Genomic DNA, 17,271 nt, shown 5'->3' with positions numbered 1-17,271 from the left:
GTCTACGATCCTGTATGGCGGCATGGTATCCACCTTAAATGTGCAATCAACCCAGGTGCAAGGCATGTCATGCCAGACGGAATTGGCCTTCACACCAGGGTTTGCTAATGGGAAATTATAAGGGCGCAGGCAGATAACTGGGTGTAATTTACACCTGTTAAGGAATGCTGCGACTTGTAAAGATTGGAGGGGGATTTGTAAAGATTTTTTGGGAATTGACGGTGTATTCTTGCATTGCTTTAACAGCGTTGAGTGCTGCTGAATGATATGTGAGTATGTTAGGATTTGAGATCGTTTACGCAAATAAAACTTATGCAGTCAGTACATCAGTTTTCCCAGTATGGAATGGCACCGAGCCAGGCTGGGTAGTCCATTGTCACATCAGGAATTTGCAGTGTCTTGAGATCGTATTCACAGATACAGGACCGACGCTGACTGATATAAAAGCGCTACGCGTCGTAGTACCCGGGTTTGCAGACAAGCCGCCAGGCGAGATATTAGCGTTGCTCAGAAAGGCAAAGCGGTTTCCGTTAGGCGAGCATGAATCTTCTTATGCCAGAAAATTAATTCAGCTATGCGTGGCACATGGACTGCAAGTGGATTCCAATGGCGGACAGCTTGTTTTGTACAGGCTGGTCAACCAGATCTCTAAGCGCGATTTGATGATAAATGACGATATTAGCTGCTTGGTCGCCGAGGAAGCGATCAGGCAAGGCCTGCGCGTTATACATTCAGAGGAATAATTCAAATCTGGGTCCTGGAAAAATTTTCAATTAGACTGTTGGCATCTCGCACACAACCTATAAGACACCTGTGAAACCAGATGTACTCTATGAATATTCAGGACGCGATGGCGTAGCCGTATTCTTTTCTTTCTTTTTCATATTTATTCCAGGAGGCGTAGTCCCCGGCCTGCCTTTCATGAGCATTCAGGCTTTTTTGATGGGCGTTGGTTTATTTATTGTCCTGGCTTTGGGAATGAGATGCAAAATCATCGTAAGGCCTGATTCGGCAGAATTTGTGCGCACATGTTACTTCATCCCTTACTCTGGACATTTGGGGCAGGAAATTACCACTGTCAGGTTTGACGGTGATTGGGGCGATGAAGACAAATCAGCCGGAGTAGTCGTCACTATCGACAGCGTCGAAGTGCACATCGGGACAAAAAAATGCATGGCAGAACTCCATGATTCTCTGTTCAGACTATCTGTGGAATATAAGGAAATGCAGGCGAGATACGAGTTGCAGGGCGATTTGAGATAGTTTTTTATTGCAGAATAAGATGAAAAAACTCGCTTACATTGATGGGGCACGCTATTTAGACAGCAAATTCAAAAACCAAACACTATGCTTAACCGCACACTGCTATCCTGTTTATTGATTTGGTTATCCCCGCTGATTTGGGGCGGGATTGCTGCTGCCTACACAATTGGTTTGTTCCGGCTCATTGCCTTCAACCCAGAGATTGAGCCTGACTATATCGGCTATGTAACAATGACTCTGTATTTCGTTGGTGGAGCAATCGGATCATGGCTGATTGCCCGAATAGTGAATTTTAAAAAAATGACAGGTCCATTGCGCTACGTTCTTGCAGTGACTTTCATTTTCATATTTGCCTATATTTTTATTCGATCCGTGGTCGTTGAGTCTGCACTGGTTACAAAGTATGCGTATTGTTGTTGCTGTGAGCGTGTTCCAACAGTCAGTGAGACATATATCCGGATACTTAGTCCCATAGCGTTTTAACGTGAATGGGTTGGTGTGACGAAATACATAAAATAATAAAAAACTGAGCGTTATCGTTGCTACTCTTATCTGATCGCTCAGTCAATCCCTTAGGCATCACTTTAGTTGGACCTGCCGATGTATTTGCAAGTTCATCATCATACAATTACGACATATTTTCCCTTTACTGAAATATCCGTTACCTCGCGAATCCGGCATGCAAATAACAGTCGCAAATTGCCGTTTTTAATTGATCAACTCGTTGAAGCTTTGAGTGCAAGTTCAGATTGAGCAGCTTTGATGAAGTCTGCAAGTTTAGGGATTGTAGGGTTTATTGACCAAGGATCCATGCCAGGAAGGAAGGCAGGGAATTTCTTTGAGCGCAGCACAGAATAAATTGCTTCAATTGCGTCCTTGGTCAGCTCGAACGGTACTGGCGGTGGGGTTCTGTCATTTCGTTGTATAGCCAATTGCGTATATTTTTCGTCAGATACTCCATTGTTCATGACTTCATCTATATATATCCAGTAAGGCTCACTTGATTCATCTGGAGAATCATCTGCCTTCGCATGCCAACATAAAATCCATCGACCTGGTTTTATGTCATCATCTTCTAGAAAATTGACTGAATCATTGATAGTGGAGATATCCGCTATATCTTCGTTATACTCAAAATTGCCGTCAATCCAACAGACGTAAATTTCGCTTGGATTCGTCACTTGGTAGTCAGATAGATGCAGGTATACCTGATTGGGCTCAAAAATTTTAATATCCTTGGTTAAAACGGCACGATCCCAAGCGGCGCGAAGTTCAGCCAGTTTGCCTATTTTCGCTTGTTCGGTCGAATATTTTGATATTGCGCTCGATCTGTATTTATCGAATAGCGTCTTCAATTCAACGTTTATTTGCTTGTCATCGATGATAAACCCGGCCTCTTCCAAACCAGAAGCACTCAAGCCGTTCTCACTTAAATTGAAACTTCCCAATGCAGCTTTTCCATCGCCTAAGTACATTTTTGTGTGGAGATTATCGAGGAAGTGTACATTTTTCCAACCGAGTTTTATCGCCAATTCGGCCACTGCATTGGGATTCGTTCCCAATGTCGGTGAAAGGATGATCTCCTTAAGGATGTCGGGATTTATATAATTACTCCAGTGCTTGCCTACGTAGGCAACGGCAATTTGGGTTGGTGAAACTTCGCGAAGGGCTGATTTTATTTTATCGCCATAGATCAAATTCACATTGTCACCTGTTCAATTTAAGGGTTGAGTCAGAATTGAATCTTTTATAACATAGATGGCGTTATAGTAAAAGTCGGTTTAATGATAAATTAACTACTATTATAGATAGATGCTTCCGTCCGCATATGGGACTAGAAGGCTACGGTCCGTGTCTGGAAGATAAATTGCAAGTAATCGACAGTGAAAGAAGCAATGGAAGAGCAGATCGCCATTAACGCAGAAATAAAAAATGAATTCAATAAGTTGTTTAGTGACGAATTTATTCGTCCAAAACTGACAGAATGGCTGGATTGGGTATCGGGTAAAGATCACAATCACTTCGTCGCGTTGCCGGTACTCCAGCGTGGCTCGGTGTGGAAGCCGAGGCAGATTATTACGTTGTGGGATTCTCTACTTCGTGGAATGCCGATTGGCAGTTTAATGCTGAGCCGCCTCATTGCCAAGAACAGAAGTGGTGAAGACGTCTTGGTCCGTCGTGTCGGTAGCAAGGACCTTCAGTCGGTACCTGAAGGTGGCGGGGCTGCCCTCATCGATGGACAACAACGTACCCTGACGATGCTATTGGGCTGGCCTTATTTTAATGAAAATCAAATCCAGAACCGTACGTTGTGGATAGATTTTGCCGACAAGCCTTTGTCTGAGCATCTTTTTCGTCTACACGTTACTACGACCGCCCATCCACATGGTTTTGCCAGGGCAGACCCGAACGCCCGGCTTTCATTGAGAGAAAGACGGGCAGCAAAATTGGCGAACTCTGCTGGAATCCAGTTCCCTTGGGAAAGTCACTTTCCAATAATGCTAACCGAACTCATCCGGGAATATGTAGCTGTCAATCAGGATGCCGATCTCTGGTCTCAGTGGGTTATCTCAACGTTAAGGAAAAGAGGGAGTCATCGTGGCAGAAGCTGGGAAGAAGATGAGCCTGCTGCCGTGCCAGTCATACACCGCTTTGCGTCATGTTTACAAGCACTTTTTAACATTAAGATATCTCTCATTGCTGTTCCTGATAAATGCTTTGCAGAGCCCCAAACAGATGAAAACGAGGATCCGGCGCTGGCTATTTTATTCAAGCGCTTAGGTACCGGAGGAACACCATTAAGTGACGCGGATTATGTGTATTCAGTTATCAAACATCATCTGCCAGAGACTTTTCAGCTTGTCGAGTCCATCGCTTCGATAAAGGGGTTTGCCCAACTGCTAGGGCCAACGGACATTGTCATGACGGCGGTCCGGCTTGTTGCTGCAGATCTTGGCTTGACTGATTTTGAAAGCCCGGGTAAAGCTAATTTTGATAGCTTACGCAAGAATCCGGATTTTCTTGAAAGATTTTTGGACATGGTAAAGTCTGGTAAGTTGAGTGGTGCATTCGATTTACTGACGGAGTCTTTGAAATACAATCCAGATAATCGGGAAGACGATCCAGGATTGCCAATGCATGGTTTTATTCTTGTGTCCAGACCAGCACTGCAAATTGTGCTTCGTTGGCTGCTTTCTGTTTCCGAATTACATGACGCCAGAACGGTTTTTGAGCAGTCGCGTGAAGAAATTCTTCGCTTTGTCCTTTATGCGTATCTTGCTATTCCAGACTGCAAAAAAGCAAGCGTATGGGCTTTTACCTGGCTCAAAGAAACTGAATCGCATAAAAATCCTTCATTCCCTGGTAAACAGTTGATTGAATATCTTTTACGCAGAAGCGAATCCGAAAACAGGGAAATGGCGCTACCTCTTCCTTCAAAGAGGGAATTCAATGAACTGGCAATAACTAAAAACTATGATGTGGCAAGACCGATGCTAGGCTGGGAGCGATTTCAACCAAGAAATGAATCTACTCCCTTGATCATGAGAATTTTTCACCGCTGGTGGGGAAGTGGAGATCGTTATCAACATGCCTTGCTACTTTGGCTTCAGCGAAGTTACGTAAATAGAATAGAAAAAAATCCGGATGAAATCAGGTCGGATGATGAAGTACCTTACGACTACGACCACATTTGTCCCGCTAATCATTGGAAGGACTGGACAGGTGTTAGATCAAATAATCGCTTGCTGGACTTCCTGGCCAAGGATGGAAATCGCGGGCATGTCCATGTTGGAAATTCCATCGGTAATGTGCGTGTCTGGTATGCAAGTGATAACCGTGGTGATGGTGATAGCCCGGCTCAAGTTAAGTTGAACCTCGTTAACAACGAAACTGATTCTGGCGCTGATCGTCTCAAGGACAGTGTTATCCATATTTCCCACTCGGAGTATTGGAGTTCCTGCTCAGGAACAGATAGTAAGGACGTTTGGACTAAAGAGCGTGCACTGGCATTTCAAACTGCGGTAGAGCGCAGAACTAGTGATTTATATGCGCGATATTATGACGAATTGAACTTCCAGGAGTGGTTTCCTGTAAACACAATAATGTGAAACGGTTTTAAATTATAAAATTTACCGTTCCAATGCTGAACCTACGATTATATTACTACACTCCAAAGGCACATACCCCTCCCACTTCCACGGCGTGTACACGTCCTGTATCAACAATTTCAGCAGGTCTTTGAAGATGTGGTCGCCGTTGGCGCTGTTGCTCATGATGACGACGGCGGTTTTTTGGTCGTCGAAGACGACGGAATGGTTTTCCCAGCCATCGTCGTGGCCTTCCTTGAAGTAGGCTTTGCCGTGGGGTGTCTGGAATATGCCCCAGCCCAGGCCGTAGGATAGTTGTATGTGCTTGTTGTCGTCGCTTGATGCGGTGGACAGGGTGGGGAACTGGGTGGGTGTGGTGATGGCAATCTGTGGCGCCAGCATGATGGCTTTGGCGTCTTTGCTGATGATGCTTGCCTGCATGACGCTCTGGATGAAATGGGCGTAGTCATTCAGGGTGGTGTCCATGGAACCGGCGGCGTTGACCTTTTTTCTTTTTGTGTGACCCAGTGTTTTGCCTTTTTCGTCATGGCCGACAGCCAGGTTGTCGCAGAAGTGGTTTTGCCATTGCATGCTGGTGTTGCGCATGCCAAGCGGGTTGAAAATACGTTGTTGTATCAAATCGCCGATGCGTTTGTCCGTGGTGGTCTCAATTACGAATTGCGCCAGGTTGATGCCTTCGCCTGAATAGGCATATCTGCTGCCGGGTGTGAATTTGATTTCCAGTTTCTTGCTGGCGTTCAGCCAGCGGAAGTTGGCGAAGCCGGCGGTATGATTCAATAACATGCGCAGGGTGATTGTCAGGTAGCGCGGGTCGTCGGCCAGGTCGCGGTAGTTGTCGTAGTCTGGCAAGGGTTTGGGCAGGTATTTCTGTATTGGTAAATCCAGGTCAAGCACACCTTCGGTCACCAGTTGCGCCACCAGCGTGGCAAATACGGCCTTGGTGAAGGATGCACCGTACATGACGGTGTCTTCGGTCAATGGCAATTGCCTGTCTTTGTCGCGCAGGCCAAAGCTTTTGGTGTAGACAATTTTATTGTCATTGAGGATGGCAATGCCAAGGCCGGTGACGCAGGATGATGCCATCATGCGCGTGACCTTGCTTTCTATCTCGGTTGAGGAAATGCTGGAACCATCCAGGCGCTTGATCATGGCAGGCTGTGCCAGTGCCGGAATACTTGTGCAAGTCAGCGACAGGAGAACCAGAACGGTGCTGAGGGGTTTGTACCACGTCATTCGGTTCTCCGGAAAACAAGGATAACAGGGATAACAGTAAAATCAGCCCCTCAAAACATGAACGACTTCACCAGATTCAAATCGCCGATCTTGCGTAGCGGGATGACGAAGCTTTCGCGTTTTTCTCTGGCAGTGTTTTCATAAAACACCAGGGTCACGCGGGCAGTGATGATGGGCTGTTTGCGTTGGCCTTCGTCGAAGTTGTAACCGCCCGGGCCATAGTTGCCCCAATAGTTGACGAACACATGGTAAGCGCCGTGCAGGGGGGCGATGGTGGTGAACATTTCGGGGCCGGGGCCGTCGACGCTATCCACATCGAGGCCACCACCGCCATTCAAGGTGGGCACACCAAAAAAGGCGTGCTGGCCGTCGGGGGTGATGATGTGCAGGTCTACTTCGGCTTCGGGCGCATCCCATGAACAGATGATGCGTAGCTGAGGCGACAGTTGCTGGGTATTGGCTTCGTAATACTGTACGCGTTGCAGGCTCTTGCCGTCTGGCCCCTGGATTTCTATATTGTTGGAACCGCTGCCAAAGGCATAGTGGCGTTCATAGCGGCCATCAGTGCCATAGTTGAGTACCATGGGGTTGCCGTTGACGATGAGGGTGTGCTTTCTTTGCTTGCCTGCATCACGGATGTGGCCTTCGATCAGGGTGCGGTTTTTTTGTGTGCCACGGTCTATTGGTGGCAGCGGGTAAGAGGCACGTCCTTCGCGGGATTTGTCGGTCAGGCCGCCATAATTCCAGCCGCCACGCGGGCTGTTGATGGTGGGTTGTTCACTGGTGACGGGCTTTTCATCGGCGAAGGCCATGCTGGTGGTGCAGATGCTGGCAATTGTGCCTGCCACTGCGGTACAGCCCAGCAAAAAATGTGTGATCTTCATGACGTGGATCTCAAGGATAGGTGAAGGATTTGATCAGGGTCAGCTCACCGGGTTTGCGCATGGGTACCTGAAAGCTTTGCTGTTTTTCTGAGAGCGTGCCTTCCTGGCTGATGATGGCAACCTTGGCGATGGTCAGGTCCTTGTCATTACCGCCGCTGCCATAATAGTTGACGTACACATGGTAGGTGCCTTTGATGGGGGCAGTGTTGGCATAGATTTCTGGCCCGTAGCCGGTGGTGACGTCGACATCCAGCGCGCCGCCATTGGGCACTACGCGATTGCCGTAAAACACGTGCTGGCCATCGGGTGAAATAACGTGCAGGTCGAGATCGGTGCCATCGCTATCCCACGACAAAACCACGCGCAGACGTGTCAGCGGGCGGCTGGTGTTGGTGTCAAAAAACTGCACACGCTTGACATCGCTGCCGTCAGGGCTGCGCACCTCGACATTGTTGGAACCTGAACTGAAAGAGTAAGGACGGGCAAATTCACCACCAGCGCCCACGGACAGCGGCATGCCGACACCATTGACGATCAGTTTGCCCGGGCCTTTTTTGATGTTGCCGTTGATGCGGCCCTTGATCAGGGCCATTTCATTCTGGCCTTCGGTATTGACGGACGATGCTGGGTAATGCACGGGCTGGGTAAATTGTGACGCTTCAGCGCCGCTATGCCGCCAGCCACCACGCGGGGCTTCGACATTGACATCGGCTGCGCAGGCGCTGGTTGCCGCTAGCAGGCCAATGGCGGTACCAGCGGCGACGAAGGCCAGGCGTGAGAATTTAAGCTTGATCATGTACTTCCTTCTATGAGGCGGCGTGCCAGTTTTTCTACATAGTCTTCGTTGGCGCCGTTCGGATGAAATCGTAAAGCCAGGTGCAGGTATTCATGGGCGAGGGTGATGCGCTCGTCCAGGCTGCGCCAGCCGCGTGCATAAATACGCATGCGTTTCTGGTCTGAATACGGGTTGCCGGTGGCCAGGGCGCACACGGCGGGCGGCATGTCGGGGTTTTCAAAACCGGGCTCACGACGCAATATGGCTTGCCATTTGCTGCTGTTATTGATCAGCCAGGTTTGTGCAGCGGCCAGTGGCTGGCAATCTGATTTGCCGTTAAAGCTGGCGATGCTGGCTTGTGGATAACTGGCAGCCAGGATGCGTTCAAAATTCCAGCCCTGGCTGGCCTGCTTTGCAGCATCCTTCAAGGACATGCGGTTGGTGCCGGCGCTGTCATTGTGGTAGCGCACGTTTGCCCCTTGGAGTATCAGGTCATCGGTGAACCAGGCGACATCCATGGCGGCTTCGGTCGGCGGGTTGGCGCTGACGCGCTGGCGGCTGGTGGCGTCGGCAATGCGCCAGCAGCCATGGTCAAGGGCGGCATTCTGTACCAGGTAACTACGGGCGGCAATTGCCAGGCTGCGGGCAGCCTGTACATTGGCGGCGTCGCCTTCACGGTCTACCACGCGGGCAACATAGTCATTGACGCTGAAACGCCCGGTGATTTGCGGTGCCATACCGGGCAAGCGTTGCAGGCTAAGGCTGCCATTGCTGTTGATGTCCAGCGTATTGCCATTGGCAAATTGCAGGCGGAATTTACCAGTCATGGTGCCAGCGCGGGCGGTGCTTGCTGTCGAGTTGACAGGCACTGGCAGAGGAAGAACTTCGCGCAAAGGGTAACGGGCAAAAAAATCGACATCGACGCAATGCGCTTCGTCACCGACATTGTCCATGCTATTGATGCCTGCCCAGCGCGGTGCTGGCAGGGTGGTGGCCAGTGCGCTGGCCCAGGTACCGAGGGCAGACCGGCTGGACCCACGCGCACCAAACCAGAATGGTGTGCCATCGGCCAGCCAGCCAGCGGCACCACCAAAGGCTGACTGGTCGGGCAAATGCCAGGAATAGGTTTTGTAGCGTATGCCGGTACCCAGTTGCGCCCAGGCTTCGCGACCATAGCCTTGCACGGCGGTTTCCAGCAGGGCGGTGCGGGCGGCGGCCCGTGCCTGCGGTGAAAATTTTGCCAGGGTTTCCAGCAAATCCCTGATGCTGATCTGGGTGTCTGGCTGCAATTGTGCCGTGCGTTGTAACCAGGTGGCATCACTGCGGGTTTGCCAGTAGTTTTTCCAGTCCTTGTCGTTCAGGCCAAGTCTTGCCGGTGAAAAGTAGGGCGCGCATGATCTTGCCAGGGCGCTGTCACGCTGCACCTGATCGCCGGGTTCACAGCAATAGCGTTCTTCATCTTTCTCCAGTTTGCTGCGCTGTTCTTTTTTAGCGTTGCAGGTATAGGCACTTTCCTGCACGCGATTGTCTTGCAGATAGGCGTAGACAAACAGCTTCCACAGGCTGCCGAGGGGAATCTTTTGCTCTGTCGCTTTGCCATCCTGATTGGATGATGTGTTAGCTGATGTGCTGGGTGGGGTGTTGGATTGGGCACCAGACAGCCCACGTACTTCCACCTTGCCATCACGCAACCAGGCCACCGTGGCGGTGCCGCTTTCATCTGCATGTGCAGACAAAGGCAGCATCGCCATGGTTCCTATGGTTGTGCTGGCAAGCATGGTGATGCGGACTAGCTTGCGCGCAGGATCAGCGAATTTCCATAATCGCACGTGGCTTGTCCTCAAAGGCTTTCTGGTCTGGCTGGTACATGCGGTAGTAACGGGCAGGCGGCAGGGCAAACTTGCCGGTCTGCGCAGCCCTGACCAGGTGGCGCACCACGACTTCATTCGCCAGTGCATCTACCGGCACGGCATAGCCGCGTGGTGTCTGCTCATAACGTGCACGTTCCATCGCTTCCATATCTTTGCCGCCAGGGAAGCGAACGCTGATGCCCCAGGTAGAGCGGTCAGCCGTTGTGCCCGGTGGCAGCGGCACTTCAACGATGCCAAAGTTCAGTGTCGGGCCGGATGTGCGGGTCAGCACGACTTCATCCAGATACACTTCATCGGTCTTCAGTGCGGCTCCATCGCCCAATAATTCGAGCTTGAAGCCAGCTTTGCCAGGCACGGGCTGCGCTACAGCACCGGCGGAGTTGGCTGCAGGCTTACTGGCAGCGCTAGGCGTAGGAAGGGCTTCTGGCACCAGACGGTACAGACGGCGTTCCAGTTTCACCGGCAGGCTGGATTTTTCTGGCTCGCGGCTGTCAAACTGGGCGATTGCTATCATGCCGGCACTTGGGGTCGATGTCATTTTGATGACGCCTGGTGCCGGTGTGGCGGCAGTGACATTCCAGCGGAATACATTCTGGCCGGTGATGGTTTCTCTTGCCTGCCAGCCTGCTTCCAGTTCCACCTTGGCCATGTTGTTGCGCAACAGTGGGTCATTGGCACCAGATTTGCCGGCAGTACCGCCACCCATGGCGCGGTAAGTCCACAACAGGGCCAATGCACGGTCTATGGTTGGGTATTCAGCCCGTACGCGTTCAAGTACTGCTGCGCTTTCATTGGCCGGGCGTTTGCCGGTCAAAATCAGCAGGGCTTCACCCAAAGGCAGGTCAGCCTGATGCACGCGGGTAGCAGCATCCGGCAGGGCCGCGCTGGTGGCGGCTGTCAGCGTGCCTTTGCTTTGCTGTACCACATAGGCGGCCAGCAGGGTGCTCATGGCGTTTTGTACGTCATCATCCCTGTTGGCAAAGATCATGCTGCTCATGCCTGAGCGTGGAGTTATAGCAGCCGGTTTGGCTGATGCTGCCTTGTTGCCCAGTTCTTCACTCAATGCTTCGGCCAGTGAACGTACCGGCAAGCCCATGTCCTGCATCCAGTACAGCATCAGGGCGCGTTGCCATGCTGGCTGATTGACACCGTCTTTGCGATAGACTTCGGTCAGGCGATCAAAATGGCCGTCTGGCAACGCCAGTTTCAGCGCGCGGCTGGCATGCCAGTCAGCATAGTAGGCATAGGTGGTCAGGAGAGCATCGCCATCTTTTTCTGGTACGCTCCACCAGCCAAAGGTGGCGTTGGGGCCAGCCATTTGCGCAAGGCGGAAGCGGTAGCTGTACAGGCGTTGCGTCAGTTGTGCCGTCAGTTTTTCTTCGCTGGGCAGCGTGGCCTGCAAGGCCAGGCTGTACGGGATCAGACGGCTGGATGTTTGCTCGACACAGCCAAACGGGTAGTCGATCAGGTCATCCATCAAACGACGGAACTGGGCATTGGCGCTGTCTGCAAATTGCAATTGCAGGTTACTGGCGTCCGCTGGCAGTTTCAGTATGGTTTCCTTGCCGGTGACCGGCACGCTGACTGAACGCTGGCTGAGCCAGTGCACAGGGATAATCTTCAGCGGTACATTCAGTGCATCGACCGTTTTGCCGCCAACAGCCAGCGACAGGTCTATCTTGTTGTCGAGACCATTGGCTTTCAGCGGCAGCGATACAAAATTGGCGCCGGGCTTCAACTTCAGGTTTTCCTGTTTGTTGACGCCAGAACCTGTGACACTGAGGCTGGCGCTTGCATCCTGGTTACCTTGATTGAAGATGGCAACGCTGGCGTTAGGTGCATCCTGCACGCGCATCCAGTTCGGGCTGGTCCATTTCACATAAAAATCTTTGTCGGAACGCACATAGGCAATGTTTTGTCCCACGTTACCGCTGGCTGCCGTGGCACGCACGGTAATGCGCCAGCGCGTCAGCGAATCAGGCATGGTGAAGCTCAGGCGGGCGCGGCCAGTGGCGTCGGTGGTGACGTTTGGCTGCCACAGGGCGGTGTCCTTGTCTTCACGACGCGGTCTTTCCAAAACCTTGATGGCGCGGTCATGGGTTTGCCCGTTTGCCGGCAAGGCCAGTTTGGATGGTGGCACCGCCAGGTCATAGGCGATAAAGCTCAGGCTGGCAGAGGTACGTACATTGTTGCGACGCGGGTGATAGAAAAAGTCAGAAATGTCCGGTGCAATTTCTGGCTGCAGCACGTAGATCATTTCATCCACCACACCCACGGTCAACTGGCTGCCACCTGCTGGCTGGCCAGCGACCATGGCAGTCAGATCCAGCGTGACTTTGTCACCCGGCGCATACACGGCCTTGTCGGCTTTGACGGCGACATTGATGCGTGGCTGTTCCACTTTCAAGCCCAGGTTCTGGAATACATAATCGGCACCTTTCACATACACCACAGACAGGGTGATGTTGGGGCCATAAGTTTCCTGCACCGGTATTTCTACCTTCCACTGCATTGGTGACAAACGCTTGGCAGTGAGCCAGCCACTTGCATTCGAGTTGCCATTATTCATCAAGGCAGTTTTTTCTACCTTGTCACGCTCCAGCGTGAACAGGGCCTGGTCAATCTGCTGCGGGAAGGTGATCAGTGCACTGGCCGTTTCACCTGGTTTGTAGCTGGTTTTGTCAAACACCATTTCTATCGAGCCCTGTGGCGCAGCGACGCCGGCACCGCTGACGTAATGCGAAGTCGCACCAAGGATATTGCCGGCAGCGTCACGCACAGACAGGGTATAGGTACCAGGTTCAGGAAAGGCCAGAGTCAGCTTGTTGCCGTTGGCAAGCTTGCCGCTGGATTTTTTCTGGTTTTCGAGTCTGACCCAATCCCATGTTGCCGGGGCGCTGAGGGTGCTGACCACATTGCCGGGTACTGGCAGGGCAGTCATGGCAAAGTTCATGTTTTCACCAACGGCAGAAAAGGCGCGTTCGGCCTTCAGGCTATAGGTACCGGCACCACGTTCCACCAGAATTTCTTTGGTGGCACGCACGCGGTAGGCAGCACCATCCGTTGCCAGTACTGACAAGACATAGCGGCTGGGTTCAGTCGCTGCTGGCAGTTTAAAATCGACAAAGCCGTTGCTGTCGGTGGTCAGTACTGTGTTGCTCAACTGAACCGGGAACTGGCCTGCATAACCTAAATCACCTTCAACGATGGTCAGGCGCTGGGCGCGCACGGTCAGGTCAGCCTTGGCATTGACCACGGGTTTGCCGTCGGGGTAGACCAGTTGCAGCTTGCCGCTGATGGCTTCATTGGTTTTGTAATCTTTTTTACCGGGCAAGACATTGATTTCAAAGTGCGGCTTCTGGTATTCAGCCACGCGGAAGGCTGCACCGTAGTTATTGCCCTTGTAGCTGAAGCGCAATTCATAACCGCCAGCCACTGCATTGTCTGGCAACTGGAATACGGTATCTCCCCCCGATTGCGGTGTCATTTGCAGGGTCTGGGCAGCGACCGGGAAGCCATTCGCATCAAATACCTGCAACTTCAATTCACCTGCGGTGATGGGGGTGGATTCACGGGCTGATACAAAGGTACGGCCCAAAAACTTCACATACACGGTTTCGCCGGGGCGATACAGGGGGCGGTCAGTGACGGCATACAGCTTGGTGTTATAGATTTCGCTGTCGTAGTAATAGTTTTCTGCAACAAAGACGCCGCCTTTGCTGTCTTCACCATAGACATAGGTTTTTTCTGGCGCATCGCGCTCAAAATTGGCGATACCGCTGGCGTCAGTGTTACCTGTGCTTAAGATACCAGCACCATCGGTCCATACGGTTTTGGCATCTGCCACTGGCTGGCTGCTACGGCGGTCTGCCACCCATACCAGCATCTGTTTGCTGGATACTTTGGTGACAGCGATGGAATCAGACACAAACACCAGCGTCACAGCACGATAGCTGCCGACCATGGCTTCCACCAGGTACAGGCCAGGTTCTTTTTTACCCAGTGGTATCAGGACATTGCCTTTGGGCGAAGCGATAAATTCACTGCTGCTGCCATCAAGCTTGACGCCTTTGGGTGGCTGTATGGGCTGGGCCACGTGCACAGGGTAACGGAAGCTGTCGACCAGGGTATGTGCCTTCAGCGGCTGGTACAGCGGGTTCAGTTGCTGTGGTGTCGGGGCTTTGACCAGCGGGTGCAGGCGCACTTCTGGCACTTGCGTGGTCACGGCTTTTCTGGCGTCGGCAGAAAACAGGCTGCGCCACATGCGGCGCGATGCCATCCACCAGCTGTCCCAGGTACGTGCCAGCGCATCAGCGATGCCCTTGCCTTTGTAATTGCCCTGGCTGTCAATGCGGTGCAGGTTTTTTTGCGCCTTCAAAAAGTCCAGCGGGTCTTTGACCTTATAGACATAGACATCCACACCGCCGTATTCGCCGATCTGGCCCATGTCTTGCGCCTCCAGTCGCACGGTGGCATTGTCGGCAGAGCCGTAGGCGGCATCACTGAGCAAAAAGAATGATGAACCACTGCCGCCATCCTGCGCTATTGCAGGCATGAAGAGCAACAGGGCGCACAGCGCTGTCAGGAAGGTGAAATAGCGTGATTGATTGAGTTTGGCTTTCATTGGGCGCTTTCAGGCGGACAAGAAATTGAGGCGATACACGCCAGCAAAATTGGGATTATCTTGGGTAGGGTGCCAGCGCGTATCGCGCCAGGCTTGCAAGTCGCGCAGCTTGACGGCGCGCAAGCCATTGTCGGCGGGCGTGACGGTGCCGGTATGATAGGCAATGTAAGAATTCATCCACACCATCAGATGCTGGGCATCGCCCTGATCATAAAACAGCAGGTCACCGGGGGCGGCCAGATTGCAGTCCTTGCCACGAAAACGGGCATTCTCCTGCACCATTTCTATTGCGCTGACATAGGCCGACACCGAACCATCGGCCAGCCGCCACTGATGGCGCACCGACTGGGTACCTTTGTCGAGTTCGATTTCTGGCGGCAGGGCGGTGCCCAGCATGCCGTTGGCACGCTTCCATTTTTCATCATGCTCGCGCAGCGATTCGGCCACGGCAAAACGCACCAGGCCCACACAGTCACGCTGTTGCCAGCGCGGGGTGGGGCCTGCCGTCAACTGGGCGGCGATGATGCGTGTCATCCAGGCCCTGAAACTGCGCGATTGCGCCGGTGTCAGTGCTATCGATGTGCTGCTCACTGATGGCGAAGCCGGGCTGGCCGCTTTGCTGTTGCTGGCTGTCGGCAATGTTGCAGGCAGCGGCAAAGGTACAGCGGGTGCCGTCACCTTTTGCGCCAGCGCCAGCCGTTGCCAGCCCAGTGCGCCTAATGCGGCGCTGCTGGCCAGCATGCCCTTCAAGGCCAGGGTGTGCAAGACTTGTCGGCGGTTCAATTGGCTTTCTCCTTGCTGATCCAATCGACTTTATGCCAGGCTTTGCCGCTGGTCTGGGTTTTGCTCAGTTCCAGACGGATAGGCGGGTAACTGGCCAGGGCCTTCATGCGTGCTGGCAAATGGGTCTTGGCCGCATCCAGGAAATTCGCATCATCCGGACCGCTGAGTGCTGCATATACTTCACGCTGCGCCATTTCAGACAAAGGGCGAGGGGTAATCATGCCCAGCGTGCTTTGTGTGCCAGGGTTTTGATCAGCTACGCTTGGGTTGCTGCGGGCGATGGTATCGATCACTTTTTCAACCAGGCCACCGTCCGGCGAAAACACCACAAAATCGGCACTGGCCGCCAGCGTTGCCTTGCTGTTGGCATTGCGCCAGAATTTTTGATCTGGTTTGGCTTTGGTTTTGCCCTTGCCAGGTGCAGCCTGTTCACCGGTTGCGATGGCCCAGGTGGCCATGGCTTGCAAGGTGGTGTCGCGGTTGGCCGTATTGGCCGGCAGCTTGGCAATAAACACCGGCGAATACAGATTCGATTCACGGTACCAGCAGGCCAGGCCGGGGCCAGACAGGCTGGCCAGCGCCTGTTCAGGCAAATTTGGCTTGGCCGATGCTTCTTTCAATACCTTGTTCACCATCGCCCAGTCAACCGGCATCACCACGCAGGCGCTGGGGTTGGCCGGGGCCGCCGTCCACAGTGCAGGGTCCAGCAATTGGGCGGATGTCAGCTTGTTCGAATCCAGCCATACCGAGGTGGACCAGTCGCCGCCAAAATCGAAACGCATACCCTTAAAGCCCGACACAAAAGCGCCATACCCCAGCGCCATGGTGGGGGCACCAATGGCCAGCGTGTGTCTGGCGGTGTCGGCAGGTTGGCCAGCAGTGGGGGCCACTGCTGGTGCAATATTGTCCAGGTCAAACTGCTTGGCCAGGGCACCATCATGTTCCAGCCAGTTGCTGACGGCGGCACGGGCTTCTTTCACTATACTGTTGCTGTCATCAAACAGCAGGCCAGGGTCAGACAAGACCACCATGCGATCACCCTGGCTGATCAGCAACAGGGTGCGGCGCGGGTTAACTTCCAGCGCCAATACCAGTGCATTGCCATTGCTGGTGCTGATGTCACCGGCTTTTTTCAACTGACCATCTTTCAGCGCCACCTTGGCAGCTTCTTCCAGCGCCTTGGTGAACACGCCGCGCCGCATGACGACTGCATAATGACGCAGCGCGCCTTTGCCGTCGCGCCAGAAGGCGACTTCTGCCGGTTCATTAAAAATGCTGGCATACAGCTTGTCTTGCCAGTCAAGATCATGCTCATAGGCAATGCGCTTGATGGCACCGTTGAGGCCCATGCGGTCTTCGTTCTGTTCGTAGTAAAAGGCCAGGTCTTCGGTCAGCACATCTTTGGCGATGGGCACCCGCAGTAAATCACGCGGCAGTTTAGACAGGCTGGTGGTGCGGATGAGCGCATCAGGGCGTGACATATCCACCTTCAGGCGGCCGCCCACGTAGTTATAGTCTTTCCAGTGCTTACCCAACTGATAGGCAACGGCCGCGGCGGCAACTGTAACAACAGTACCGGTGACGATCCAAATACGACGCATGAATTCTCCCTTTTGCGCAGAGGTCTTTAGTTGCACGAATACTATCGAATGCAGACGGGGCTGACAATCGAATTTCTCTATATTGCGTCAATTTTTGGTAAGCATCTGTAAATATGCACATGCCTGGC

11 protein-coding genes are annotated in these 17,271 nt (G+C 52.7%); 3 read left to right on the top strand and 8 right to left on the bottom strand.

Going from position 1 to position 17,271, the window contains the following annotated elements; all coding sequences use genetic code 11:
* Positions 1-275 precede the first annotated feature (275 nt).
* Both H8L32_RS16460 and H8L32_RS16455 read left to right on the top strand, forming a co-directional pair.
* Entirely contained in the window at positions 276-743 is a 468-nt protein-coding gene (locus H8L32_RS16460; protein ID WP_186948349.1) for a hypothetical protein, read from the top strand.
* A 70-nt stretch (positions 744-813) separates the two neighbouring features.
* Positions 814-1,263 (top strand): hypothetical protein, encoded by a 450-nt coding sequence (locus H8L32_RS16455; RefSeq protein WP_186948348.1) that lies wholly within the window; start codon positions 814-816, stop codon positions 1,261-1,263.
* A 716-nt stretch (positions 1,264-1,979) separates the two neighbouring features.
* Here H8L32_RS16455 and H8L32_RS16450 read toward each other — a convergent pair.
* Positions 1,980-2,966 carry a phospholipase D family protein gene (locus tag H8L32_RS16450; RefSeq protein WP_186948347.1) on the bottom strand — a complete coding sequence of 329 codons (987 nt, stop codon included), beginning with the start codon at positions 2,964-2,966 and terminating at the stop codon, positions 1,980-1,982.
* A 180-nt stretch (positions 2,967-3,146) separates the two neighbouring features.
* Between H8L32_RS16450 and H8L32_RS16445 the strand changes: the two genes are divergently transcribed.
* Entirely contained in the window at positions 3,147-5,372 is a 2,226-nt protein-coding gene (locus H8L32_RS16445) for a GmrSD restriction endonuclease domain-containing protein (protein ID WP_222619387.1), read from the top strand.
* A gap of 21 nt (positions 5,373-5,393) precedes the next feature.
* Here the strand turns inward: H8L32_RS16445 and H8L32_RS16440 are convergent, their stop codons facing one another.
* Genes H8L32_RS16440 through H8L32_RS16410 form a run of 7 tightly spaced genes read right to left on the bottom strand, consistent with a single transcriptional unit; the run spans position 5,394 to position 17,143 of the window.
* Positions 5,394-6,605 (bottom strand): serine hydrolase domain-containing protein, encoded by a 1,212-nt coding sequence (locus H8L32_RS16440; protein ID WP_186948345.1) that lies wholly within the window; start codon positions 6,603-6,605, stop codon positions 5,394-5,396.
* A gap of 50 nt (positions 6,606-6,655) precedes the next feature.
* Positions 6,656-7,489, bottom strand: coding sequence for a YfaP family protein (locus H8L32_RS16435; RefSeq protein ID WP_230412272.1), 834 nt, complete (start codon positions 7,487-7,489; stop codon positions 6,656-6,658).
* Between the two features lie 10 nt (positions 7,490-7,499).
* Entirely contained in the window at positions 7,500-8,285 is a 786-nt protein-coding gene (locus H8L32_RS16430) for a YfaP family protein (RefSeq protein ID WP_186948344.1), read from the bottom strand.
* Positions 8,282-10,093, bottom strand: a complete 1,812-nt coding sequence (locus H8L32_RS16425; protein WP_186948343.1) for a DUF2300 domain-containing protein — start codon at positions 10,091-10,093, stop codon at positions 8,282-8,284. The genes H8L32_RS16430 and H8L32_RS16425 overlap by 4 nt, the downstream gene beginning before the upstream one ends.
* Positions 10,071-14,759, bottom strand: a complete 4,689-nt coding sequence (locus tag H8L32_RS16420) for an alpha-2-macroglobulin family protein (protein ID WP_186948342.1) — start codon at positions 14,757-14,759, stop codon at positions 10,071-10,073. Before H8L32_RS16420 ends, H8L32_RS16425 begins: the two co-directional genes overlap by 23 nt.
* A gap of 9 nt (positions 14,760-14,768) precedes the next feature.
* The gene (locus H8L32_RS16415) at positions 14,769-15,542 is read right to left on the bottom strand and encodes a DUF1175 family protein (RefSeq protein ID WP_230412271.1); all 774 of its coding nucleotides are present in this window, start codon (positions 15,540-15,542) and stop codon (positions 14,769-14,771) included.
* Positions 15,539-17,143 carry a DUF2138 family protein gene (locus tag H8L32_RS16410; RefSeq protein ID WP_186948341.1) on the bottom strand — a complete coding sequence of 535 codons (1,605 nt, stop codon included), beginning with the start codon at positions 17,141-17,143 and terminating at the stop codon, positions 15,539-15,541. Before H8L32_RS16410 ends, H8L32_RS16415 begins: the two co-directional genes overlap by 4 nt.
* Positions 17,144-17,271: the final 128 nt, after the last annotated feature.

The organism is Undibacterium hunanense (assembly GCF_014284335.1).
GTDB lineage: Bacteria > Pseudomonadota > Gammaproteobacteria > Burkholderiales > Burkholderiaceae_D > Undibacterium > Undibacterium hunanense.
This window is presented reverse-complemented; position numbering and strand designations above follow the sequence as displayed.